Origin of the sequence: Streptomyces sp. NPDC056160, assembly GCF_042268205.1 — a bacterium.
In the GTDB taxonomy this organism is placed as follows: Bacteria; Actinomycetota; Actinomycetes; order Streptomycetales; family Streptomycetaceae; genus Streptomyces.
On sequence record NZ_JBHJUW010000005.1, the window covers coordinates 24,534 to 47,535 of the forward strand.

The 23,002-nt window shown below is 72.7% G+C and carries 20 protein-coding genes and 1 pseudogene; 13 read left to right on the top strand and 8 right to left on the bottom strand.

Going from position 1 to position 23,002, the window contains the following annotated elements:
• Positions 1-53: 53 nt before the first annotated feature.
• Genes ACFC02_RS03015 through ACFC02_RS03030 form a run of 4 tightly spaced genes read left to right on the top strand, consistent with a single transcriptional unit; the run spans position 54 to position 4,600 of the window.
• On the top strand, positions 54-1,370 hold the full coding sequence (locus ACFC02_RS03015; protein ID WP_376351290.1) for an ABC transporter substrate-binding protein: 1,317 nt from the start codon (positions 54-56) through the stop codon (positions 1,368-1,370).
• 11 nt (positions 1,371-1,381) lie between these two features.
• On the top strand, positions 1,382-2,332 hold the full coding sequence (locus ACFC02_RS03020) for a carbohydrate ABC transporter permease (RefSeq protein ID WP_376351293.1): 951 nt from the start codon (positions 1,382-1,384) through the stop codon (positions 2,330-2,332).
• 5 nt (positions 2,333-2,337) lie between these two features.
• Positions 2,338-3,165 (top strand): carbohydrate ABC transporter permease, encoded by an 828-nt coding sequence (locus ACFC02_RS03025; protein WP_376351296.1) that lies wholly within the window; start codon positions 2,338-2,340, stop codon positions 3,163-3,165.
• A 31-nt stretch (positions 3,166-3,196) separates the two neighbouring features.
• Complete coding sequence (locus tag ACFC02_RS03030; protein ID WP_376351299.1) at positions 3,197-4,600, top strand: GH1 family beta-glucosidase; 1,404 nt, start codon at positions 3,197-3,199, stop codon at positions 4,598-4,600.
• A 379-nt stretch (positions 4,601-4,979) separates the two neighbouring features.
• Here the strand turns inward: ACFC02_RS03030 and ACFC02_RS03035 are convergent, their stop codons facing one another.
• Together ACFC02_RS03035 and ACFC02_RS03040 are read right to left on the bottom strand one after the other, a co-directional pair.
• On the bottom strand, positions 4,980-6,227 hold the full coding sequence (locus ACFC02_RS03035; RefSeq protein WP_376351302.1) for an ROK family protein: 1,248 nt from the start codon (positions 6,225-6,227) through the stop codon (positions 4,980-4,982).
• 108 nt (positions 6,228-6,335) lie between these two features.
• Positions 6,336-7,346, bottom strand: coding sequence for a questin oxidase family protein (locus ACFC02_RS03040; RefSeq protein WP_376351305.1), 1,011 nt, complete (start codon positions 7,344-7,346; stop codon positions 6,336-6,338).
• Between the two features lie 396 nt (positions 7,347-7,742).
• Between ACFC02_RS03040 and ACFC02_RS03045 the strand changes: the two genes are divergently transcribed.
• Together ACFC02_RS03045 and ACFC02_RS03050 are read left to right on the top strand one after the other, a co-directional pair.
• On the top strand, positions 7,743-8,675 hold the full coding sequence (locus tag ACFC02_RS03045; RefSeq protein ID WP_376351308.1) for a DUF305 domain-containing protein: 933 nt from the start codon (positions 7,743-7,745) through the stop codon (positions 8,673-8,675).
• Positions 8,676-8,895: 220 nt separating this feature from the next.
• Positions 8,896-9,498, top strand: a pseudogene (locus ACFC02_RS03050) (sortase domain-bontaining protein); the annotation flags it as partial.
• A gap of 78 nt (positions 9,499-9,576) precedes the next feature.
• Here the strand turns inward: ACFC02_RS03050 and ACFC02_RS03055 are convergent.
• Positions 9,577-10,215, bottom strand: coding sequence for a response regulator (locus ACFC02_RS03055; protein ID WP_376351311.1), 639 nt, complete (start codon positions 10,213-10,215; stop codon positions 9,577-9,579).
• Positions 10,212-11,426, bottom strand: coding sequence for a sensor histidine kinase (locus ACFC02_RS03060; RefSeq protein WP_376351314.1), 1,215 nt, complete (start codon positions 11,424-11,426; stop codon positions 10,212-10,214). Before ACFC02_RS03060 ends, ACFC02_RS03055 begins: the two co-directional genes overlap by 4 nt.
• Before the next feature lie 170 nt (positions 11,427-11,596).
• Here ACFC02_RS03060 and ACFC02_RS03065 point away from each other — a divergent pair, with 170 nt between their 5' ends.
• The 7 genes from ACFC02_RS03065 to ACFC02_RS03095 all read left to right on the top strand — a co-directional run bounded on the left by ACFC02_RS03065 (position 11,597) and on the right by ACFC02_RS03095 (position 17,948).
• Positions 11,597-12,697 carry an ABC transporter permease gene (locus ACFC02_RS03065; protein ID WP_376351317.1) on the top strand — a complete coding sequence of 367 codons (1,101 nt, stop codon included), beginning with the start codon at positions 11,597-11,599 and terminating at the stop codon, positions 12,695-12,697.
• Positions 12,694-13,377: an ABC transporter ATP-binding protein gene (locus tag ACFC02_RS03070; protein ID WP_376351320.1), complete on the top strand. Its 684-nt coding sequence runs from the start codon at positions 12,694-12,696 to the stop codon at positions 13,375-13,377. Before ACFC02_RS03065 ends, ACFC02_RS03070 begins: the two co-directional genes overlap by 4 nt.
• Before the next feature lie 150 nt (positions 13,378-13,527).
• On the top strand, positions 13,528-15,669 hold the full coding sequence (gene glgX / locus ACFC02_RS03075) for a glycogen debranching protein GlgX (RefSeq protein ID WP_376351323.1): 2,142 nt from the start codon (positions 13,528-13,530) through the stop codon (positions 15,667-15,669).
• 126 nt (positions 15,670-15,795) lie between these two features.
• Complete coding sequence (locus ACFC02_RS03080; RefSeq protein WP_376351326.1) at positions 15,796-15,942, top strand: hypothetical protein; 147 nt, start codon at positions 15,796-15,798, stop codon at positions 15,940-15,942.
• Positions 15,939-16,580, top strand: coding sequence for a PRC-barrel domain-containing protein (locus tag ACFC02_RS03085; RefSeq protein ID WP_376351328.1), 642 nt, complete (start codon positions 15,939-15,941; stop codon positions 16,578-16,580). The genes ACFC02_RS03080 and ACFC02_RS03085 overlap by 4 nt, the downstream gene beginning before the upstream one ends.
• Positions 16,577-17,059 (top strand): hypothetical protein, encoded by a 483-nt coding sequence (locus ACFC02_RS03090; protein WP_376351330.1) that lies wholly within the window; start codon positions 16,577-16,579, stop codon positions 17,057-17,059. Before ACFC02_RS03085 ends, ACFC02_RS03090 begins: the two co-directional genes overlap by 4 nt.
• 13 nt (positions 17,060-17,072) lie before the next feature.
• On the top strand, positions 17,073-17,948 hold the full coding sequence (locus tag ACFC02_RS03095) for a YihY/virulence factor BrkB family protein (protein ID WP_376351333.1): 876 nt from the start codon (positions 17,073-17,075) through the stop codon (positions 17,946-17,948).
• A 182-nt stretch (positions 17,949-18,130) separates the two neighbouring features.
• On the opposite strand, the gene ACFC02_RS03100 is transcribed toward ACFC02_RS03095, so the two are convergent.
• The 4 genes from ACFC02_RS03100 to ACFC02_RS03115 are packed head-to-tail and all read right to left on the bottom strand — an operon-like array spanning position 18,131 to position 22,721.
• Complete coding sequence (locus tag ACFC02_RS03100; protein ID WP_376351335.1) at positions 18,131-19,492, bottom strand: GH1 family beta-glucosidase; 1,362 nt, start codon at positions 19,490-19,492, stop codon at positions 18,131-18,133.
• 31 nt (positions 19,493-19,523) lie between these two features.
• A complete protein-coding gene (locus ACFC02_RS03105; RefSeq protein ID WP_376351337.1) occupies positions 19,524-20,405 on the bottom strand; it encodes a carbohydrate ABC transporter permease in 882 nt (293 codons plus the stop codon).
• Positions 20,398-21,390, bottom strand: a complete 993-nt coding sequence (locus ACFC02_RS03110) for a carbohydrate ABC transporter permease (RefSeq protein ID WP_376351340.1) — start codon at positions 21,388-21,390, stop codon at positions 20,398-20,400. Before ACFC02_RS03110 ends, ACFC02_RS03105 begins: the two co-directional genes overlap by 8 nt.
• A 14-nt stretch (positions 21,391-21,404) precedes the next feature.
• Positions 21,405-22,721 (bottom strand): ABC transporter substrate-binding protein, encoded by a 1,317-nt coding sequence (locus ACFC02_RS03115; protein WP_376351343.1) that lies wholly within the window; start codon positions 22,719-22,721, stop codon positions 21,405-21,407.
• Positions 22,722-23,002 lie beyond the last annotated feature (281 nt).

Below are 23,002 nucleotides of genomic sequence, written 5' to 3' on the forward strand. Positions count from 1 at the left end.
CAAACAAAGCCTCCGGCGACGCCGCCGGGTGACACGACAGCAAGGGCCGCAGCATGTCGAAGCGCTTCAACGCGACTCCCGAAGATCGGTTCGCCTCCGGGTGGTGGACCTTCGGCCGGCCGGGCCGGGACCCGGCCGTCGGGCGCCGCGGACGCTCGCGCCGGGCGGGCGCACCGCTCGCCGCCGTCCTCACCCTGGTCGCCGGGGCGGCCCTGACCGGCTGCGGACAGCAGCGCGACGGCGACGTGTACACCGTGCTGAACTCCTCGACCGACGAGTCCTACCACCGCTGGGACGCCCAGGCGATGGCTCGCTGCGGCAAGCAGCTCGGCGTGAGCATCGAACAGCAGAGCGTCCCGGCCGCGCAGGTGATGACGAAGGCGCTGCGCATGGCGTCCTCGAAGTCACTGCCCGACATCGTGCAGTTCGACGCGTCCGAGATGCCCACGTTCGCCGAGGCGGGCGGGCTGACCGACCTGCGCTCCCTGGGCCTGGGCACCGACCACGTCCCGCAGGGCATCGTCGACTTCGGCTCCTACAAGGGCACGTACTACGGCGCGGCCCGCTCGGTGAACACGCTGGCGCTCTTCTACGACAAGGACGTCCTCGCGAAGGCGGGCCTGAAGGTCCCCACCACCTGGGCCGAACTGCGCGCCAGTGCCGCGAAGCTGACCCACGGCAAGCGGTACGGCCTGGCGCTCAGCGCGGGCGGCGCCGAGGACGGCGTCTTCCAGTTCACGCCGTTCATGTGGTCCGCCGGCGGCGACGAGACCCGGCTCGACGGACCGCGCGTGGTGGCGGCCCTGGACTTCTGGAAGTCCCTGCTGAAGGACGGCTCGCTGTCCAAGTCGACGGTCAGCTGGACCCAGGCGGACGTCAACGACCAGTTCATGGCCGGCAACGCCGCCATGATGATCAACGGCCCGTGGCAGGTGGAGACGCTGAACACGAAGAAGTCGCTGCACTGGGGCATCGCGCAGATCCCCGTGCCCCGCGCCGGGGAGAAGTCCGTGGGGCCCCTCGGCGGTGCGGTGCTCACCGTGCCGAACACCGGCGACCGGACCCGGGAGAAGGAGGCCGGGCGGATCGTCGCCTGCCTGGCCGGTGAGAAGGAGCAGCTGACGTACGCGCTCAACAGCTGGATGGTCCCGGCCGACGAGCGGGCGGCGGCGGTCTGGCGCGAGCGGGTGCCCGAGCTGGACGCCCTCGCCGACCAGGTGGCGGCGGCCCGCTCCCGTACGGCGAAGCTCGGCGCCGGATGGTCGGGCGTGTCGCTCGCCCTGCAGAGCGCCTTCCAGTCGGCCCTGACCGGCGAGTCGAGCAAGACCGCCCTGACGCGTGCCCAGCAGCGGGCCACGAGCGGGAACTGAGGTACGCGCACATGACCACGTCCACCGTCACCGTCCCGGCGCCCGCCGCGGTCCGGACCGCCGGCGCCCCGGACCCGCGGCGGCTGCGGCTGCGCCGCCGCCTCGCGCAGTGGGGGTTCGTCGCCCCCGCCGTCGTCTTCATGCTGCTGTTCTTCGGCTACCCGCTCGTCCGCAACGTCGTGATGAGCTTCCAGCACTACACGCCGAAGACCTTCTTCACCGGTGAGGCCCCCTTCAACGGCGCCGACAACTGGTCGAAGGTCTTCCAGGACGCCCTGTTCGGCAAAGCACTGTGGCACACACTCGTGTTCACCGCCGGCTCGCTGCTCGGGCAGTTCTGCATCGGCCTCGCGCTCGCGGTGTTCTTCAGCCGCAGGTTCCCGCTCGGCGGGGTGCTGCGCTCCCTGATCCTGCTGCCCTGGCTGGTGCCGATGGTGGTGTCCGGCATCGTGTGGCGGCGCATCCTCGACCAGGACACCGGCGTGCTCAACTCCTTCCTGGACACCCTGGGCCTGGGCGGGCACACCCCGTGGCTGACCAGTCCCGGCATGGCCCTGCTGTCGGTGATCCTCGTCAACATCTGGATCGGCGTCCCCTTCAACATGGTCATCCTCTACGGCGGTCTGCAGGAGATCCCCGAGGAGCTGTACGAGGCGGCCTCCCTGGACGGCGCCTCCGCCTGGCGGTCCTTCCGCTCCATCACCCTGCCCACGCTGCGGCCGGTGATCACCGTCGTCCTCGTCCTCGGCTTCATGTCGACGGTCAAGATCCTCGACCTGATCCTCGCCCTCACAGACGGCGGCCCGGCCGACGCCACCCAGACCCTGGGCACGCTCACCTACCAGAACTCCTTCGTGCAGCTGGACTTCGGCGCGGGCGCCGTCGTCGGCAACGTACTCATCCTTGTCTCCGCCGTGTTCGCGGTGTTCTACCTGCGGGCCAACCGCACCGAGGGGAAGTGACGTCCGTGGCCTCTCAGACACCCAAGACCTCCAGGCGCCGCTGGGGTTCCACCGTCGCCGGCGTGCTCATCCTGTGCGTGATGCTCTTCCCGCTGTACTGGATGCTCAACACCGCGCTCCAGCCCGCCTCGGGGCTGCTCCAGGTCGACCCCGTGCCCGGGAGCCTGGACCTGTCCGGCTTCTCCAAGGCCCTCGGCGACCAGGGCGGCCACCTGCTCACCTCGCTGGCCGTCTCGCTCGGCGCGGTCGTCATCTGCCTGGCGATCTCCGCGCCGGCCGCGTACGGGCTGGCCCGGTTCGGGCTGCGCGGCTCGCGGACCATCGTGTTCGGCACGCTGATCACCCAGATGGTGCCGGGCATCGTCATCGCCAACGCCCTCTACAACTCCTACGTCGACCTCGGACTGGTCAACTCCTACTTCGGCCTGATGCTGGCGGACGCCTCCCTCGGCATCCCGTTCTCCATCGTGCTGATGCGGTCCTTCATGGTGTCGATCCCGGGCGAGGTGATCGAGGCCGCGCAGATGGACGGCGCCGGTCCCGTGCGGACGTTCGTGCGGGTCGTGCTGCCGATGAGCCGCAACTCCCTGATCACCTCCGGCCTGTTCGCCTTCCTGTTCGCGTGGAGCGACTTCATGTTCGCGCTCACCCTGAACACGACGGACGACGTCAAGCCGGTCACGCTCGGTATCTACCAGTACATCGGCGCCCACGTCGGCGACTGGGGCTCCGTCATGGCCGCCTCCGTGCTCTCCGCCGTCCCGGCGGCGGTCCTGCTCGTCCTCGCCCAGAAGTACATCGCCGCCGGGATCACCGGCGGATCCGTCAAGTGACGCCCTCGAACACGGAGATGAGCAGCACGCCATGAGCGACCACCTCGGCTTCCCGCCCGGCTTCGTCTTCGGCGCCGCGACCGCCTCGTACCAGATCGAGGGCGCGGCACGGGAGGACGGCCGCGGCCCCTCGATCTGGGACACCTACAGCCACACCCCCGGTCTGGTCGCAGGCGGCGACACCGGGGACGTGGCCTGCGACCACTACCACCGCTACCCGCAGGACGTCGCACTGCTGCGCGAGCTGGGGGTGGACTCGTACCGCTTCTCGATCGCCTGGCCGCGCGTCGTGCCGGACGGCACCGGCCCGGTGAACCCGAAGGGCCTGGACTTCTACTCCCGGCTGGTCGACGAACTGCTGGCGGCCGGCATCGAGCCCGCCGCGACCCTCTACCACTGGGACCTGCCGCAGGCGCTGGAGACTCCGCCGGGCAGCGGCTCCGCCGCGGGCGGCGGCTGGCGGGTACGGGAGACGGCGGAGCGGTTCGCCGAGTACACGGCGGTGGTCGCCGAGCACCTGGGCGACCGCGTGCCGCGCTGGATCACCCTCAACGAGCCCTGGTGCAGCGCCTTCCTCGGCTACTCCGTCGGGCGGCACGCGCCCGGCGCCCGCGAGGGCCGGGGAGCACTGGCCGCGGCCCACCACCTGCTCGTCGGCCACGGCCTCGCCGTACGGGCGCTGCGGGAGGCGGGCGTGCGCGAGGTGGGCATCACGCTCAACCTCGACCGCAACCTGCCGGCCGGGGACTCCCCCGCCGACCGGGCGGCCGTCGTCCGCGCGGACACCCTGCACAACCTGGTATGGACCGAGCCGCTGCTGGCCGGCCGCTACCCGGCCGCCGAGGAGGAGACCTGGGGCGAGCTGATCACCGGGCAGGACTTCCGGCGCGACGGCGACCTGGACCTCATCTCCCAGCCGCTGGACTTCCTGGGGATCAACTACTACCGGCCGATCGTCGTCGCCGACGCCCCCCACCGCGAGAGCGACCCGGCCCGGCGCGTGGCCACGGACAACCGCTACGAGGAGGTGCCGCTGCCGGGCGTCCGCCGCACCGCCATGGGCTGGCCGGTCGCCCCCGCCACCTTCACCGACCTGCTGGTGTCCCTCAAGGAGCGCTACGGGGACGCTCTGCCGCCGGTCCACATCACCGAGAACGGTTCGGCCGAGGAGGACGAGGTGGGTCCCGACGGAGCGGTCCACGACACCGACCGGGTGGCCTACCTGCGGGACCACCTCCACGCGCTGCGGGCCGCGATGGACGCGGGCGTGGACGTCCGCGGCTACTACGTGTGGTCGCTGCTGGACAACTTCGAGTGGGCGTACGGCTACGCCAAGCGCTTCGGGATCGTGCGCGTCGACTACGACACGCAGCAACGCACACCGAAGGACAGCTACCACTGGTACCGGGCGCTGATCGCGGCGCAGGACGGCTGACGGAGGCCGGCAGCGGGGCGGGGCGCGGGAACCGGGCGGGGGCGCGGGCTCGGGGACGGGGACGGCTGCGGGCGGTGGCGGGGCCGTGGGGCCGACTGAGGGCGGGCGTCGTCGAGGGCAAGGGGCCGGCCGACGTCGAGGGGCGGGGCCGGCCGAGGTCGCGCGGGCGAGGCCGGGGCGAGGCCCCGGCCGCAGGCGCCGGCAGGGGCCCCGCCCCAGCCCAGGACCCGGGCGAGGTGCGTGGGACCGGCCCCGGACTTCGGCCCGGGGCCTGGCACGGACGCGGCCCCGGGGCCGGGCTCAGGGGCGGGCTCGGGCGAGTGGACGGGGGTGCGAGGTGCCGGTCGGGCCGGTCCCGGGGCGGGGGGCGGGGTGCCGGTCAGGCCGGTCGCGGGGCGTGTTCGGCGTACGCCGCCGGGTCGGACAGGACCTCCCGTACGACGACTCCGGCCGCGCCGCGTGCCGCGCCGCCCAGTGCGGAGGCCGCGCGCAGTCTGGTGCGGTCCTCGCGCCACAGGCCGGACACCACCCGGCGCGCGAGTTCACGCTCGACGGCCGGGGCGAGCCACTCCATCAACTCCCGGTAGACGCCGCCGAGCATCACGGCGTCCGGGTCGAAGAGGTTCACCGCTCCCGACACCGCCACGCCCAGCTCGCGCCCGGCCCGCTCCATGGCCGAGAGCGCGGCCGGGTCCGCGCGCCGGGCCCGCCGCTGCAGTTCGGCGACGCCCAGCACCCCCGCGCCCGTGCCGATGCCGGACGCGTCCAGCAGGGCGGCCTGTCCGGCGTACTGCTCCAGGCAGCCCCGGGCGCCGCACCGGCACAGCGGCCCGTCCGGGTCGACCACCATGTGGCCGATCTCGCCGGCGAACCCGTGCGCGCCGCGCAGCAGTTCACCCTGGAGCACGAGGGCGCCACCGATGCCGATCTCCCCGGTGAGGTAGAGGAAGCTGCGCACACCCTCCGTCCCGGCCCCGTACCAGAGCTCCGCGAGCGCGGCGGCGTTCGCCTCGTTGTCGGAACTGACCGGCAGGGGCGGCCGGTCGGGCCGCAGCGCGCACAGTGCCTGCGCGAGAAGTCCCTCCACGGCGACCCGCCGCCAGCCGAGGTTGGGGGCCTGCCGCACGGTGCCGCCGGTGACCAGGCCCGGCACCGCCACATGGGCTCCGACGGGGTCGAGTCCCTGTTCGGCCGCCGATCCGAGGGCCCGTGCGGCCAGCCGGGCGGCCCGTTCCAGCACCTGCGAGGGCTGCACCCCGCGGTTGTCGACGTGCTCCTCCAGCCGGACGCGGTCGGTGCCGGCGAGGTCGACGACGCAGACGACGACGTGGTCGACGTTGATCTCCACACCGAGGCCCGCAGGGCCTCTCCGGGCCACTTTGAGGACCGTGCCGGGGCGGCCCGCCTGGCCGCTGCTCGTCTTGCCCCACTCGGTGACGAATCCGTGGACGAGCAGTTGCTCGACGAGGGAGGACACCGCGGCCCGGGTCAGTCCGACCCGTGTGGCGATCTGGGCCCGTGTCACCTCGCCCGCGTCGTGCACGGTCCTCAGCACGAGGCTGAGGTTGTGCCGTCGGACGGTGACCTTGTCGGCCTTCGGACCCAGCGCAGTGGTGTGGTTCTTCATCGTGGTGTCGAGCGTAGCGACGCGGTGCGCAAGGCCCGGACGCGCGCGGGGACGAGGGCCGCCCGGCCCCTCGCGAGGACGGCCGCGCGGTCGGCGCGGTGCGCGCGGTCACACCGGTGGCTCGCTCAGTTCGACGGCGCGCAGCGCCGCTGCCAGCGCCTGTTCGTCGCCTACGTCGAGGGCGGTGTCGGTCAGCTTGATGACGTGTTCGTCGCCGTGGGCCAGGGCCCGTGCGAAGACCTCTTCCGGGGTGAACGTGCCCGGTGGCACGTACGCGACGGGGTCCCGGGGCGCGTACATCGCGGTGACCGCCGCGGAGGCCGTCCAGGCGGCCCGCAGGCCCGGCGCCCACAGGGCCCTGGGCAGCGCGGGCAGCGTGCGCAGTACGGCGTTGGGGGCCGTGGCCGCGTGGACCAGCATCGTCTCCTCACCGTGGCCGTGGGTGGCGTACCGGTGCGTCGCCGCGCGCACCAGTTCGGTGAGGCGGCGGTGCGCCTCGTCGGGGTCCGTGACCGTGGCCGCCCACACGGGCAGACCCGTGACGCGGCCGAGCCGGTCCGGGAAGCCGCCGTCCTGGGCCGCGATGGGCGCCACCGCGTCGAGGGCGGCGGCCGCGCTGCCGGCGCCGGGCAGCGGGGCGATGTCCGCCACGGGGTGGTGGCGGGCGGCCCAGTAGCCGAGGCCGTGGGCGAGTTCGGTCAGGCGGGGCCCGGTGTGCTCGCCGGTCAGCAGGGTGCGTACGGCGTGCCCCACCCTGATCACCGGGTGCGTCGAGCCGCCGTACATGCCGGGCAGCAGCCGGGGCCACCATTCGGTGAGCACGTCGCGCCAGGGGCGCTCCGCACTCTCGCGCTCGAAGTAGGCGATCCAGTCGGCGACCCGGCGCGGATCGCCCAGCGCCGTACGCCAGTCGGCGGCGGTCACGGGTTCGGTGCCCGACGGGAACTCCTCCAGCTTGCCGGTGTACCGATCCAGCCAGCGGTGCACCGAGCCGGCCTGCCCGTGCGCGGCGAGCGCCTCGACCGCCATCGGCGCGTGGTTGGTGAGCCGCCCGAGCCGCTCCGGCCCGCACCGGTGCAGCCGCTGGAGCGCCTCGTCGAGAATTCCTGTCTCCTCCATGGCGAGGACCCTAGGCAGTCGGGCCCGGCGGCGTAACGGACGCGAGTCCTACGTCGCGGCCGGTCGGACCTACGCCAGGGCGCCTACGCCCGGACGTAGGACCCGCCCGCCGGAGCCGCCCGCGCTTCGTCCGGGCGGAGCCCGTGCGGCGTCCGGACGGAGCCCGCGTGCCGTCCGGACGGAGCCCGCGTGCCGTCCGGGCGAGGCTGTGTGCCGTCCGGGCGGGGCCGCCGGTGTACGGCCGGATGGAGCACACCGGCGCGGTCCCGGGCCGGGCCTGTCCCTACGGTGAGTACCGAACCGGGCACGCACCGCATGCCGCTCGGCCCGTCACCCGTGAGAGGGGCGGCCCGCGCCGGTTCCGCCCGACGCCGGTCCTCCCAGAAGGGCTCCGCCGTGAACATACCCGTACCCGTCCCCTGGTCCCCTCGTGGCGCCGTGCTGCTCGCGCTCGGCGCCGCCCTGTGCGCACCGGCCGCACCGGCCGTCGCCGCCACCGTCCCCGCCCCCGTCCCCTCGGCGACCTCCGGCGCACACACCGGGGACGAGGGGTCGACGTCGTCCCTGTCGCCGCTCGCCTGCCGGCTCGGCGGAGAACTGGCGGCGCTGCGCGGCAAGGACCTGGAGACCGCCTTCCTCGTGGGGATCATCGCGCACCACGAGGCCGCCATCGACATGGCCCGGCTGGAGACGGACCGGGGCGCGGACGGCGCCCTGCGCACGCGTGCGCAGACCCTGATCGACGCCCATCAGCTCCAGGTGGTGCAGTTCACCCGCTGGCTGCGCCAGTGGTACGGGATGACGCCCGCACAGGCCATGGCGAAGCTGCCCGCCGGTGTCCGCAAGACGGTCGCGGAGCTGGACCAGGAGGTCCGTCGGCTGATGACCGGGCTGCGGGCGACGGCCCAGGGCGACGGGTTCGACCGCGCGTTCGTGAACATGATGATCCCGCACCACACCTCGGGTCTCGTCGAGTTCCTGGAGCCGCAGGCCCGGGCGGTCCACGCCGAACTGCGCACGGCCGCGGCCTCGGGTGCCACCGGCCAGGAGTCGGAGATCACGGACTTCCTGACCTGGCTCAGCCGGCACGCCGGGCCGTCCGCCGCCCCGCAGTCCGTAGGCCCGCAGTCCATCGGTCCGCAGTCCGCCGCGCCGCAGGCCACCGTGTCCGCACCGGCCGCGCTGCCCAAGGGAGCGGCCGACGCCGGGGACGGCGCGGGTCAGGCCTCCACCACACCGCTCGTCGCCGCCGGTTGCGCGCTGGCCCTGGCAGGCGCGGGCGCGGGCGCCTTGCTGCTACGGCGCCGCCGCGGTGCCACGCGCGGCTGAGGACGCGGACGGCGGCCGGCCGGGACGCGGGGCGGGCGCGGCAGCGAGCGGGGCGGGCTCGGCACCGGCCGGCCGGAACGCGGTGGCGCGCCGGCGGAAGACGGTGACGGGCAAAACCGGGACGTGACCGTGCGCGGCCAGGGCCCGGCGACAGGCGGCCGGGGCCCGGCGACCCACCGCCGGGCCGCGCCGACGGCCGGTCGCCGTGGCCGGTGGCGGTGTGCGCCACCGCGGGTCTCACCGGTCTGGCCGGTGTGTTCCTCGGCGTCCTGGAGATGCCCGATCCGCCGCCCCGGGCCCCGGCCACCGCGCCCGGCCACCGCGCCCCTGCCCCCGCGTCCCTGCCCCCGCGCCCGCCGGCCACCGCTCCCCCGGCGCGCCCGCGCTGGACCGCTCCCCTCCCGTCCGGATCGACCTCGCACGCCTCGGCATCCACGCGGACATCCTGAGCCTCGGCCCGAACGCGGACGGCACCGTGGCCGTGCCGCGTCCGGAGCAGGCACGCGCGGCCGCCTGGTACGACGGCGGCTCCGCCCCGGGGCAGACGGGGCCGGCGGTGCTGCTCGGCCATGTGGACTCGGCGCGGCTGCCGGGCGGCAGAGCCGTCTTCTGGCGGCTGGGTCAGGCCCGCGCAGGGGACCGGGTGGGCATCCGGCGCGCCGACGGGATCACCGCCCGTTTCGCCGTCGACCTGGTCGTCACGGTGGCCAGGGACCGCTTCCCCACCGAGGCGGTCCACGGACCCGCTCCCACGCCCGAGCTGCGGCTCATCACCTGCGGCGGCGCCTGCACCGGCGTCCGCGGCTACGACAGCGACGTCGTCGTCTTCGCCCACTACAGCGGCTCGGGCGGCGGCGGCCGGCAGCCCTCGGGCAGGCGGCGGTCGCGGGGCTCCCCGGGGTCAGCGGCGGATGAGGCCGAGGCTGGTGGCGGCGGCGACGGCGGCGGTGCGCGAGTCGACGCCGAGCTTCGCGTAGACGCGGGCCAGGTGGGACTTGACGGTGCCTTCGGTCAGGTGGAGGCGGGCTCCGACGGCCTGGTTGGACAGGCCGTCGGCGACCAGGGAGAGGACTTCCGTCTCGCGCCGGGTCAGGGCGGTGCCCGGTGTGCGCAGCCGGTTCATCAGGCGGTCCGCGACGGCGGGGGCCAGGGTGGTGCGTCCGGCGGCGGCGGTGCGGACGGCGGCGGCCAGGTCCTCGGGCGGTGCGTCCTTGAGGAGGTAGCCGGTGGCGCCGGCCTCGATGGCGGGCAGGGTGTCGGCGTCGGAGTCGTAGGTGGTGACGATCAGCACGCGGGGCGCTCCGGGGCGGGCGGTGATCCGGGCCGTGGCTTCGGCGCCGCCCATGCCCCTGCCGAACTGCAGGTCCATCAGGACGACGTCGATGTCGCCGCCGGCGGCGCGGGCGACGGCGTCCTCGGCGGTGGCGGCTTCGGCCACGACGAGGAGGCCGGGCTCGGTTTCCAGTACGGCACGCAGCCCGGCGCGTACGACGGGGTGGTCGTCGGCCAGGAGCAGGCGGATGGGGGCGGCGTCGGTCACGGGCGGGCCTCGGGCTCGGTAGGCGGGACGAGGGGGAGCCGGGCGGCCAGGGCGGTGCCGTGGCCGGGGGCGGCCTCGATGGTCAGGGTGCCGCCGAGGGCGTCGACGCGGGCGCGCATGGCCGCGAGGCCGAAGCCGCCTGCCTCAGGGTCGGGGGCGGGCAGCCGCTCGGGGTCGAAACCGTGTCCGTCGTCGACGACGTCGAGGGCGATGTGGTCGCCGAGGCAGCTGAGGGTGACCTCGGCGGTGGTGGCCCGGGCGTGCCGGACGGTGTTGGCGAGGGCGGACTGGGCGATGCGCAGGAGGGCGACCTCGTGCGCGGTCGGCAGCGCAACCGGGTCGCCGGTGAGGTGGAGGCGGGCGGTGAGGCGGTGGCGGGCGGACGTGGTGGCGCACAGGCGTTCCAGGGCGCCGGCCAGGGTGGTGCCCTCCAGCGTGGGCGGGGTGAGGGCGGCGACGAAGCGGCGGGCTTCGGCGAGGTTGTCCACGGCGGCCTGGCGCGCCGCGTCGACGTGGCGGGCGGCGGTGTCGGGCCGGCCGGGCAGGGCGCGTTCGGCGGCGCGCAGCAGCAGCTGGATGCTGGAAAGTCCCTGGGCGAGGGTGTCGTGGATCTCGCGGGCCAGCCGCTCGCGTTCGGCGAGCACGCCCGCGGTGTGCTGGGCCCGGGCGAGGTCGGCCCGGGTGGCGGTGAGTTCCTCGATCAGGCGCCTGCGCTGTTCGCTCTCGCGGTACAGGGCCTGGTAGCCCCAGACCACGGCGACGGCGACGGCGGCGCCGAGCGCGGGACCGATCGCCATGGCCGGGCCGAAGGAGCCGGTGTGGGCGGCGAAGGCGACGACGGCCGCCACGGCGGTGGCGGCCACCGCGGCCAGGCCGGTGCGGCGGCGCAGCAGGTGGAGCTGGAGGAAGTACAGCGGGAACGCCACCCACACCGCGTCGGGGGTGAGGGCCAGCAGCGCCACCCACACGGCTCCCACGGCGGTCAGCCACCAGGCGGCGGCCCGCCGCGAGGTCCGGACGCGGGGCAGGAGCGGACCGGCTGCGTAGACGAGGCCGCACACCGCCGCCGTGGCGGCGATCGCCCCGGCGTGGGGCCTGCCGTCCGCCGGAGCGCGGCCGGCGGCCAGGGCGAGCAGGCCGACGACCAGCAGGTGCAGGCACCAGGCGAGGGCCCGGGTGGTCGGGGTCAGGGCGGGGGCAGCGGTGTTCACAGTGCGTCCCAGGTTACGGAGCCAAACTCCGTGCGGCCTCCATCGAAAGTTGGAACCCGCCTGCCGTCCTTCGGCCCGCGAAGTGCCGTCCTGCGCCGGACGCGCGCCCGGGGGCTCCGCGGCGAGGGTGGGGTCGTACCGTTTCCCGCTGGAAAGGACAGGCCGAGGCCGTGTTCGTCGCCTGGAGAGACCTGAAGTTCGCCAAGGGGCGCTTCGCCCTGATGGGGACCGTCGTCGTGCTGCTCACCCTGCTGGTCGGGCTGCTGTCCGGGCTGACGGCCGGACTGGGACGGCAGAACACCTCCGCGATCACGTCCCTGCCCGCCGACCGGATCGCCTTCCAGGCCCCCGGTGGCACAGGTCAGGTGTCGTACGCGGACTCCACCGTCACCGAGCGGCAGTGGCGGCAGTGGTCCGGGGCGCCCGGCGTGGAGTCCGCCGAACCGCTGGGGATCACCACCACCAAGGCCACCGCCGGGGACCGGAGTGCCGGGGTGTCGGCCTTCGGGGTGCGGCCCGGCTCCCGCCTCGCCCCCGACGGCGGCAGGATCGGCGCCGACGCGGTGGTGCTGTCCACCGGGGCCGCCGACGACCTCGGCCTGCGCCCGGGGGACCCCTTCGCCCTGGCCGGGCAGCGGCTGACGGTGGCGGCCGTGCGCGGCGAGGCGTACTTCAGCCACACCCCGGTCATCTGGACCAGCCTCGACGTCTGGCGCAAGGCCGCCCCGCCCACCGGCACCGGCACCGGCACCGGCGGGGCCCCGACCGCCACGGTCATCGCCCTGGAGACCACCTCCGGGGCCGATGTGGGCGCGATCGACCAGCAGGCCGGCACGAGGACGGTCGCCACCGGTGACTCGTTGTCCGCGATCGGCTCCTACACCTCCGAGAACGGCTCCCTGCAGCTGATGCGCGGCTTCCTGTTCGCCATCTCCGCACTCGTCATCGGTGCCTTCTTCACGGTGTGGACCATCCAGCGCGGCGGTGACGTCGCCGTCCTGAAGGCACTGGGCGCCTCCACCGCGGGCCTGCTGAAGGACGCCCTCGGACAGGCCGTCGTGCTGCTCGCCGGCGGCACCCTGCTCGGCACCGGCTCGGCCGCCGCCCTGGGGGCGCTCGTGGCAGGCTCCGCCGTGCCGTTCGTCCTCACGCCCGCCACCGTCCTGCTCCCGGCCGCCGTGACGATCCTCCTGGGCGTCCTCGGAGCGGCCCTGTCCGTCCGCCGCATCACCTCCGTCGACCCGCTGACCGCCTTGGGGAGCGCCCGATGAGCCTGGTACTGACCGACGTCACCCTCACCTACCCCGACGGTGAGGGCCGCCTGACCGCTCTCGACCAGGTCGGCCTGGAGGTCCCCAAGGGCAGCCTGACCGCCGTCGTCGGGCCCTCCGGCTCGGGCAAGTCCAGCCTTCTGGCCGTCGCCGCGACCCTCATCACCCCGGACGCCGGCACCGTCACCGTCGACGGCACCCCGACCACCGGGCTGAGCCGTGGTGAGCTGGCCGACCTGCGCCGCCGCAGGATCGGCATCGTCTTCCAGCAGCCCAACCTGCTGCCCTCTCTCACCGCCGCCGAACAACTCCAGGTCATGGCCCAGATCGACGGCCGCAAGCCCCGTACCGCACGGGCCCGGGCGAGGGAACTCCTCGACGCGGTCGGCCTCGCGGACCAGGCCCACCGCCGCCCCCACCAGCTGTCCGGAGGCCAGCGCCAGCGCGTCAACATCGCCCGCGCCCTGATGAACGACCCCACCGTCCTCCTGGTCGACGAACCCACCAGCGCCCTCGACCACGAACGCGGCGCCGCCGTCATCGACCTGATCACCCGCCTGACCCACCGACAGGCCACCGCCACCGTCCTGGTGACCCACGACCGCACCCACCTGAGCGCGGTCGACCGGATCGCCGAGGTCCACGACGGCCGCCTCCGCCTCCCCGCGACACCCCGCTGACCTCGACGCACCGGCCCGGGTACACGGGGGTCCACCCCGTACTCGGCCGGCGCGCACCGGGCATGCCCGCGGACGGCGCAGGGCAGAAGGAAGCGGACGAGGGCGGGGTGCCCACCCTCCGTGCCGGCCGTGCTGGGGAGGCGCTCGATCATGCGTATACGGCAGGAGAGTACGGGTGTGGGTCCGCGGCCGGGGCACATGTCGCCGCTGGGAGCCACCTTCGACGGTGCCGGGACCAATTTCGCCGTGTTCTCCGAAGTGGCGGAGCGTGTCGAGCTGTGTCTCTTCGACGAGGACGGCACCGAGGAGCGCGTCGCGCTGAGGGAGGTGGACGGCTTCGTCCACCACATCTACCTTCCGGACGTCGGCCCGGGCCGGCGCTACGGGTACCGGGTGCACGGCCGGTACCGTCCGGAGCACGGTGAGCGGTCCAACCCGAACAAGCTGCTGCTCGACCCGTACGCCAAGGCGATCGAGGGCGAGGTCGAGTGGAACGAGGCGCTGTTCCCCTACCACTTCGACGACGCCGACCGCCGCAACGACCTGGATTCCGCCCCGTACACCCCGAAGTCGGTGGTGGTGAACCCCTACTTCGACTGGGGCAGCGACCACCCGCTGCGGACCCCCTACCACGAGACGGTCGTCTACGAGGCGCACGTGAAGGGGATGACGCGGCGCCACCCGGCGGTTCCCGAAGCGCTGCGCGGCACCTACGCCGGGCTGGCGCACCCGGCCATGGTCGACTACTTCGTCGAACTGGGCGTCACGGCGGTGGAGCTGATGCCGGTCCACCAGTTCGTCCAGGACCACGCGTTGGTGGAGAAGGGCCTGGCGAACTACTGGGGGTACAACACCCTCGGCTTCTTCGCTCCGCACAACGCCTACTGCTCGTCGGGGCAGCGGGGCGAGCAGGTGCAGGAGTTCCGGTCGATGGTCAAGACCCTGCACGAGGCGGGGATAGAGGTCGTCCTCGACGTCGTCTACAACCACACCGCCGAGGGCAACCACCTCGGCCCGGTGCTGTCGCTGCGGGGCCTGGACAACCCGGCGTACTACCGCCTGTCCGAGGATGACCCCCGTTTCTACTGGGACACCACCGGCACCGGGAACAGCCTGCGGATGAACCATCCGCACACCTTGCAGCTCATCATGGACTCACTGCGGTACTGGGTGAGCGAGATGCACGTCGACGGGTTCCGTTTCGACCTCGCCGCCACCCTGGCCCGCCAGTTCCACGAGGTCGACCGCCTGTCGTCGTTCTTCGACCTCGTCCAGCAGGACCCGGTGATCTCCCAGGTGAAGCTCATCGCCGAGCCGTGGGACGTCGGCGACGGCGGCTACCAGGTGGGCAACTTCCCGCCGCTGTGGACCGAATGGAACGGCAAGTACCGAGACACGGTACGCGACTTCTGGCGAGGCGAGGGCGGCACACTGGGCGAGTTCGCCTCCCGCCTGACCGGCTCCTCGGACCTGTACCAGAGCGACGGCCGACGGCCCTGCGCCTCGGTGAACTTCGTCACCGCCCACGACGGCTTCACCCTCCGCGACCTGGTCTCCTACAACGGCAAGCACAACGAGGACAACGGCGAGGACAACCGCGACGGGGAGAACCACAACCGCTCCTGGAACTGCGGCGCGGAAGGGCCCACGGACGACCGCGACATCCTCGCGCTGCGCGCCCGCCAGCAGCGCAACCTCATCGCCACCCTGCTGCTCTCCCAAGGCGTCCCCATGATCTCGCACGGTGACGAGACCGGCCGCAGCCAGCGGGGCAACAACAACGCCTACTGCCAGGACGGCGAACTGTCGTGGATGGACTGGTCACAGGTGACCGAGGCAGGCGAACTGCTCGATTTCACCCGCAAGTTGATCGCGCTGCGCCGCGACCACCCGGTCTTCCGCCGCCGGCGGTTCTTCAAGGGACGCGCCCCGCACGACAGCCGCGGCGCGGTCAAGGACATCGCCTGGTTCACGCCCGCCGGGCGCGAGATGACCGACGCCGACTGGGAGACCGGATTCGCCAGGTCCCTGATGGTCCATCTCAACGGCAGGGCCATCACGGAACCGGATCTGCGGGGTCTGCCCGTCGAGGACGACTCGTTCCTCCTGCTCTTCAACGCCCACAGCCAAGGCCTTTCCTTCACCGTTCCGGAAGTCACCGGCCCGTGGTGGGCCGTGGAGGTGGACACGGCCATCCCGTACGTCGAGTACCGGCCGCTGGTCAAGAGCGGCAGCGAGGTGGAGATCGAGGCCCGCTCCATGCTCGTGCTCCGGGCCCATCGGGAGGAGTGAGTCCCCGCCCGCGGCGAAGGCATGCGACGCCGGAACCGGGGGCAGACGGACAGCCCGGGGCCCGCCCTGACGGGGCGACGGCCCGAGCCGGACACGGTCGCGGACACGGCAGCGAGGAGGTCGGTGATGGAATGGTGGGGCTGGGTGGTCTTCCTCGTCGCGGCGGCGGTCCTGCTCACCGCGGCGGCGCTGGCGGTTCAGGCCAGGCGGCGCAGCGGAACGGTGATCGCGGTGCGTCCGGGGCACCGGTCGGGCCGAAGGGGCGCGCGGTGATCGCCCCCGTCCTCGCCTCGGAACTGACCAAGCGGGTGGTCGTGACGCTGGGCGGCGAGGCGGTCGCCCAGATCAAGGACACGGTCTTCGACGCCCGGGCGGGCCGGGTCACCGGGTTCACCCTGAGCGGGCGCGGCCTGCTGGCCGGTCCCCTCAGGAAGAGCCTGCCCTTCTGCGGAGTGCATGCCGTCGGCCCGTCCGCCGTGATGATTCCCGGCGAGACGGTCCTGGCGGAGCACGAGGCGGTGGTGGGGTCCGGCGAAGCCGGGCACGGCCATGTCATCGGCGCGCCCGTCCTCACCGACCGGGGAACCGAGGTGGGCACCGTCCTGGACGTCGTGATCGAGGCGGGCGGCAGCGGACGCGTGATCGGTTTCGAGATCGCCGCGAACGAGAACCTGGACCGCCGGGAGCGGAAGGTGTTCATCCCCCGCGGAGACACACGCGCCGTCTCCGGGCGCGCCCTCGTCGTCCCCTCGCACGCCCGCCACTACGTCACCCACGACCTGCCCAGCTTCAGCGCCCAGGTCGAGGCCTTCGACGCGCACACCCGAGAGCCGGCCGCGGACACACGCCCGGCCGCGGGCACACCGCCGGCCACGGACGCACCCCCCGCCGCGGAGGGAAGGCAGGCATGATGCTCTTCACCCAGGCCGTGGGCCTCCCTGTGATCACGGCGGAGGAGGCGGAACTCCTCGGGCGCGTCGACGGCCTGACCGTGGACGCGCACACCAGGACCATCGCCTGCCTGCGCCTGTCCAAAGCCCGCAGGCATGCCGCGCCCATCGCCTGGGAGGCCGTCGAGGCGATGGGGCGGGACGCAGTCATCGTGCGCTCCCGCGCCACCTCCGATCCCGGCACGAGGAACTTCCCCACCCACCACGAGGTCATCGGCCACCGCCTCCTGACCGAACACGGCGTCGCCCGCGGCACCGTCAAGGACGTCGCCTTCGACGACGCGACCGGGCACATCCGCATGCTGTACACGGCCCTCGGCGACATCTGCGGGGAGCGCCTCCTCGGCGTCGGCTCCTACGCGGTCGTCGTACGCGCCGAGCCCACCGGTCCCACCGGTACGAAGGCCGAAGGTGCCGGGCCCCCGAACGACGGACAGTGAGAGCAGCGAGATCATGCGCGAAGCCGGCACCAGGGGAAAGCGGTGGTGGGCGGCGCTGCGCCGGACACCGGTGGCCCTGTGGAACGACGACGTCACCGACTGGGCCGCGGCTCTGACCTACTACGCGATGCTCGCCCTGTTCCCCGTGCTGCTGGTGATCCTTTCGGTGCTGGGGCTGACCATGCCCGCCGCGACCCCGGAGGTGATCGACCGGGTGACGGGGGCCGTCCCCGTCGCGTCCCGCGGGCTGCTGCGCAGCACCCTGCAGCAGCTGGCCGAGCAGTCGTCGGCGGCGTGGGTGCTGGTCGCCTTCGGCGGCGTGGGCGCGCTGTGGTCGGGCTCCAGCTATCTGAGCGTCTTCCGCCGGGCCCTGCACGCCATGCACCGCACCGGCGCGCACCGGCCGGTGTGGCGGACCGCCCCGCGCATCGTCATCACCGCTCTCGTGCTGATCTCCCTGCTCCTGACGACGACGCTCGCGCTGCTGCTCAGTGGCAGCGCCGCCCGCCGGCTGGGCCGGGCGCTGAGCCTGGGCGACGTGCCCCAGGCCGCGTGGGAGGCGCTGCGCTGGCCCGTTCTGGCGGCGGTGGCGGTCGCTCTGGTCCTGGTGCTGTACCGCTCGGGTCCGGCTCCGTCCCGGCCGGTGCGCAGGATGGCGCCGGGCGGCGGTCTGGCGGTCGTTCTCCTGCTCTTCGTCTCCCTGGGCTTCGCCGTGTACGCCTCGCATGTGAGCACCTACCACCGCTTGTACGGCTCCCTCGCAGGCGTGGTCGTCTTCCTCGTGTGGCTGTGGCTGTCCAACCTCGCCCTGCTGACCGGGGCGCAGTTCAACGCCGAGCTGGTGCGGCCCGGCGGGCAGCCGGGTGAACAGCCCGCGTGCCCCGGTTGAGGCAGCCCGTTCACAAGGCGTCGAGGTCCATGGCGGAGGCTATGGCGTGGGACCCGGCCTCGTTGGGGTGCAGGCCGTCCTCGAACACGTAACCCAGGCGTGAGTGTCGCGTCGCCGCGCGCCGGCGGCCCCGCCCGCCTGATGTGTCACGGCGGACGGGGTCTGCGTGCGTACGGCAGGTGTCACCCGGTGGCGAGGCCCCGGCGGTGCGCCCGGACGATCTCCGCGTAGCGCCGTCCGCTCGTCTTGACGGTGCGCTTCTGGGTCCCGTAGTCGACGTGGACGAGACCGAAACGCTTGTCGTAGCCGTAGGCCCACTCGAAGTTGTCGAGCAGGGACCAGGCGAAGTAGCCGGCGAGCGGGGCGCCCTTGCGCACGGCGCGGGCGCAGGCCGCCAGGTGCTGCTCCAGGTAGCGGGTGCGGCCCGGGTCGTCCACGCTGCCGTCGGGGGCGACCGTGTCGGGGAAGGCCGAGCCGTTCTCGGTGACGTACAGGCGGCGGACGCCGTAGTCGTCGGTGAGCCGCATCAGCAGGCTCTCCAGGCCGTCGGCGTCGATCTGCCAGTCCATGCCGGTGCGCGGTACGTCGGGCAGCCGGATCTCGCGGGCGTAGGGGGCCGGCCCGGTGGGGTCGTCGGTGACGGTGGCCGGGAAGTAGTAGTTGAGGCCGTGCCAGTCGAGCGGTGCGGCGATGGTCGCGAAGTCGCCTGCCTGCTCGGGCAGTTCGACTCCGTACAGCTCCCGCATGTCGGCGGGGAAACCGCGGCCGTAGACCGGGTCCAGCCACCAGCGGTTGGTGTGGCCGTCCATCCGCGCCGCCGCGGCTACGTCCGCCGTGCTCGTCGAGGCCGCCGCGACCGTCGAGTGGTTGGTGACCAGGCCGACCTGTGCGCCCGGGACGGCCGCCCGGACGGCCTGTGTGGCCAGGCCGTGTGCGAGGAGCAGGTGGTAGGAGGCGCGGACGGCCGCGGTCAGGTCGGTGAGGCCGGGAGCCATCCGGCCTTCGAGGTGACCGATCCAGGCGGAGCACAGCGGCTCGTTCAGGGTGGCCCAGTGGGTGACCCGGTCGCCCAGGCGTTCGGCGACGAGGGACGCGTAGCGGGCCAGGTGTTCGGCGGTGGCCCGCTCGGTCCAGCCGCCGCGGTCCTGCAGGGTCTGGGGAAGGTCCCAGTGGTAGACGGTGATGCTCGGGGTGATGCCCGCCTCCAGCAGGCCGTCGACCAGCCGGTCGTAGAAGGCGAGTCCCTTGGCGTTGACGGGGCCGTCACCGTCCGGGACGACCCGGGGCCAGGCGATGGACAGCCGGTAGGCGTTGGTGCCCAGTTGCTTCATCAGGGCCACGTCCTGCGGCCAGCGGTGGTAGTGGTCGCAGGCGGTGTCGCCGTGGTCGCCGTTGTCGGTCTTTCCGGGTGTGTGCGAGAAGGTGTCCCAGATGGACGGCGAGCGGCCGTCCTCGGCCACGGCGCCTTCGACCTGGTATGCGGACGTGGCGGTGCCCCAGAGGAAGTCGCGGGGGAAGGCGGCGAGGTCTGTCGAGTCGGACACGGAGAGCCTTTCGGAGGAGAACGGGGGTGTGCTACTTGACCGCGCCCGCGGTGAGTCCCGTGACGAGGTAGCGCTGCAGGAGGAGGAATCCGGCGACCACGGGGACGCTGACGACGAGCGAGGCGGCCATGATCTGGTTCCAGTAGACGTCGTTCAGCGTGGAGTAGCCCTGCAGGCCCACGGCGAGGGTGCGGGTGGCGTCGTCGGTCATGACCGAGGCGAACAGCACCTCTCCCCAGGCGGTCATGAAGGCGTAGACGGCGACGGCGACGATGCCGGGGACAGCCGCCGGTACGACGACGCGGAACAGGGCGCGCAGTGGTCCGCAGCCGTCCACCAGGGCCGCCTCGTCCAGGTCGCGCGGCACCGAGTCGAAGTACCCGATGAGCATCCAGATCGAGAACGGCAGGGTGAACGTGAGATACGTCAGGACCAGGCCGCCTCGCGAGCCGAACAGGGCGATGCCGGTGGCGTTGCCGATGTTGACGTAGAGGAGGAACAACGGCAGCAGGAAGAGGATGCCGGGGAACATCTGCGTGGACAGCACGGTGACCGTGAAGAGGCGTTTGCCGCAAAAGGAGTAGCGGCTGACCGCGTAGGCGGCGAAGACCGCGATCACCACCGAGCCGGCGGTCGCCGCGCCCGCCACGATGAGGGAGTTCATGAAGTACTTCGCGAGCGGGACCGTCGACCAGATGTCGACGTACGGGCGCAGGGTCAGTCCGCTGGGCAGCCAGCGGAACTTCCCCGAGACGTCCTGCAGCGGCTTGAGCGAGCTGGACACCATCACGTAGACCGGCACCAGGACGAACCCGGTGAGCAGGGTGAGGAAGATCCGCCGCGACCACAGGAACGATCGCGGCGGGGCCATCGGCGCACGGGCCGGCCGGGGCGTCCGGACGGTGCTAGACATCGGCCGTCTTCCTTCCTCGGGAGGTCAGCAGCAGGTAGACGCCCGTCACCACCAGCAGGAACAGCAGCAAGAGGACCGACATGGCCGAGCCGGTGCCGAAGTTCCAGGTGACGAAGGACGACTGGTAGATGTGGATCGAGACGAGGTCCGCGGCCTCGGGTGCCGCCTTGCCGAACAGCACGTAGGGCGTGTTGAAGTCGTTGAACGTCCACAGGAACAGCACGAGGACCAGCACCTGGTTGACCGGGCGCAGCGACGGCAGGGTGATGCGGCGGATCTGCTGCCACCGGCCGGCGCCGTCCAGGGCGGCGGCCTCGTACAGCTCAGTGGGGATGTTCTGCAGTCCAGCCATGACGATGAGGAAGGCGAACGGCCATCCCTTCCACACCGAGACGGTGAGCAGGGCGTAGAAGCTGTTGTCGCCGATGAGCCAGAAGGAGGGTTCTCCGGTGAGGTGCAGTTGGTCGTGCAGGACGTGGTTCACCAGGCCGTTGTCGTGCTGGAACATGAACGCCCAGGTGATGACGGCGGCGTAGACGGGCAGGGCGTACGGGATCAGGAAGACGGTCCGCAGCGGGCCGCGCCCGCGGAAGGTGTCCTGCATGAAGACGGCGGCGGCGGTGCCGATCGCCCAGCACAGCCCGACCGAGAGCAGGGTGAAGCCGACGGTGACGAGGAAGGAGTGCAGCAGGGCCTCGCCGACCGGGCCGTCGACGTCCACCGACAGCTTGTAGTTGTCGATGCCGGACCAGGGGGCGGTACCCCAGTCCCGGATGTAGAACTGGGTGAGTTCCTTGAAGCTCATCGCGATGCCGATGACCATCGGCACCAGGTGGACGAGGAGTTCGAGGACGAGTGCGGGCAGCAGGAGCAGGTACGGCAGTGCGATGCGCTTGATCCGCCCGGTGCGGCGCGGGCCGCGCGCCGCACCGGGGGAAGTCCGGTGCACCGGCCGCGCACCCGTCTCGGAGGCAGTGGTCGCCATGGGGGTGTCCGTGCTCACTTCGCCGGCATCTGCTGCTGGGCCTTCTGCAGCTTGGCCTTCACCGAGTCGGTGGTCACCGCGCGGCCGGCCGCGGCGTCGGCGAACAGTTCCTTCACCGCCGTTCCGACGGCCGTCTCGAACTGGGACTCGTCGGCCACCTGCGGCAGCGCCTGCGCACTGCCGGCGAGGGTCCGGCGGAGCACCGCAGTGCCCTGGGAGTTGAACGCCGGGTCCGCCTGGGCGGACTTGACCGGCGGGATGGAGCCGTAGGCGGTGTTGAGGATCTTCTGTTCCTCGTCGCTCGTCATGAACTTCACGAACTGTGCGGCGCCGTCGAGGTTGTGGGTGTTCTTGAAGACCGCCATGTTGATGCCGGCCACCATCGAGTTGATCTGCGCTCCCGTACCCGGAGCGCCCGACTGCACGGGCGCGGGGGCGGCGGCCCAGTCGGAGTCCTTCATGCCCAGCGCCTTGAAGGTGGCGGACGCGGTCTGCCACAGCACCATCGCCGTCCTGCCCTTGGCGAAGTCGCTCAGGGACTGGTTCTGCGCGTACTCGGCGTTGCTGACCGGGATGACCTTGTCCTTGGCCATCAGGTCGACGTACTGCTTGACCGCCGCGACCGCCGCGTCGCTGGTGAAGTCGGGCTTGCCGTCGGCGCCGAAGAAGTGGGCGCCGTGCTGCTCGGCGAACACGAACACCTGGTGGATGTTCTCGGAGAGGTTGGCCCCCTCGGCCCCGATGACCTGTTTGCCCTTGGCCTGGATCTTCTTGCCGTCGGCGGTCAGCTCGGCCCAGGTGGCGGGCGGCTGGGCGATTCCCGCGTCGGCGAAGATCTTCTTGTTGTAGTAGAGCGCGTACGCCATCGAGTACAGGGGTACGGCTGCCGGGTCCTTGCCCTGGGCGCCGGTGGAACCGAGGGCGGAGTCGACGAAGCGGTCCTTGCCGCCGATCTTGGCGAAGTTCGCCGCGTCCCAGGGCAGCAGGGCGCCGGTCGCCTGGAGGGAGGCGCTCCAGGTGTTGCCGATGTTGAGGACGTCGGGACCCTGCCCGGAGGTGGTCGCGGTCAGGATCCGGTTCAGCAGGTCCGCCCAGGGAACGACCTCCAGCTTCACCTTGATGCCCGTCCGCTTCTCGAACTTGTCGAGTTCGGGCTGGAGGACCTTCTTGTCCACGGAGATGCTGGCGCCCTGGTTCGAGGCCCAGTAAGTGAGCGTCTTGGGCGAGTCGTTGGACCCGCCGCCGGTGGAAGCACCGCCTCCGCAGGCCGTGGCCGCGAGGGCGAGAGAGAGGGTGACGGCGCCTACGGCCGCGGCTCGGATGTTGCGCATGGCTCCTGGTGTCCCTTTCCGGGAGTGGACAGCCGCGCCCCGCTCCGAACGTCGTCAGCGTTCGACTCCTGAAGGAGGCAATGGCTTAATTTAGGGAGTGAGTTAAGACCCGCAAGAAGAAGGCGTCAAGAGGCCGGGCACGAACCTCGTCCCCCTCCGTCCGCGAACAAGGAGGCCAGGTACCGGAGGACGGCGCCCGCACGGCACGTGACCTGCGGGGGAAAGCCGGACCGCCGTTGTGCAACAGTTGTATTTCGACGGCCCGTCGAGCCGCGGCGCGC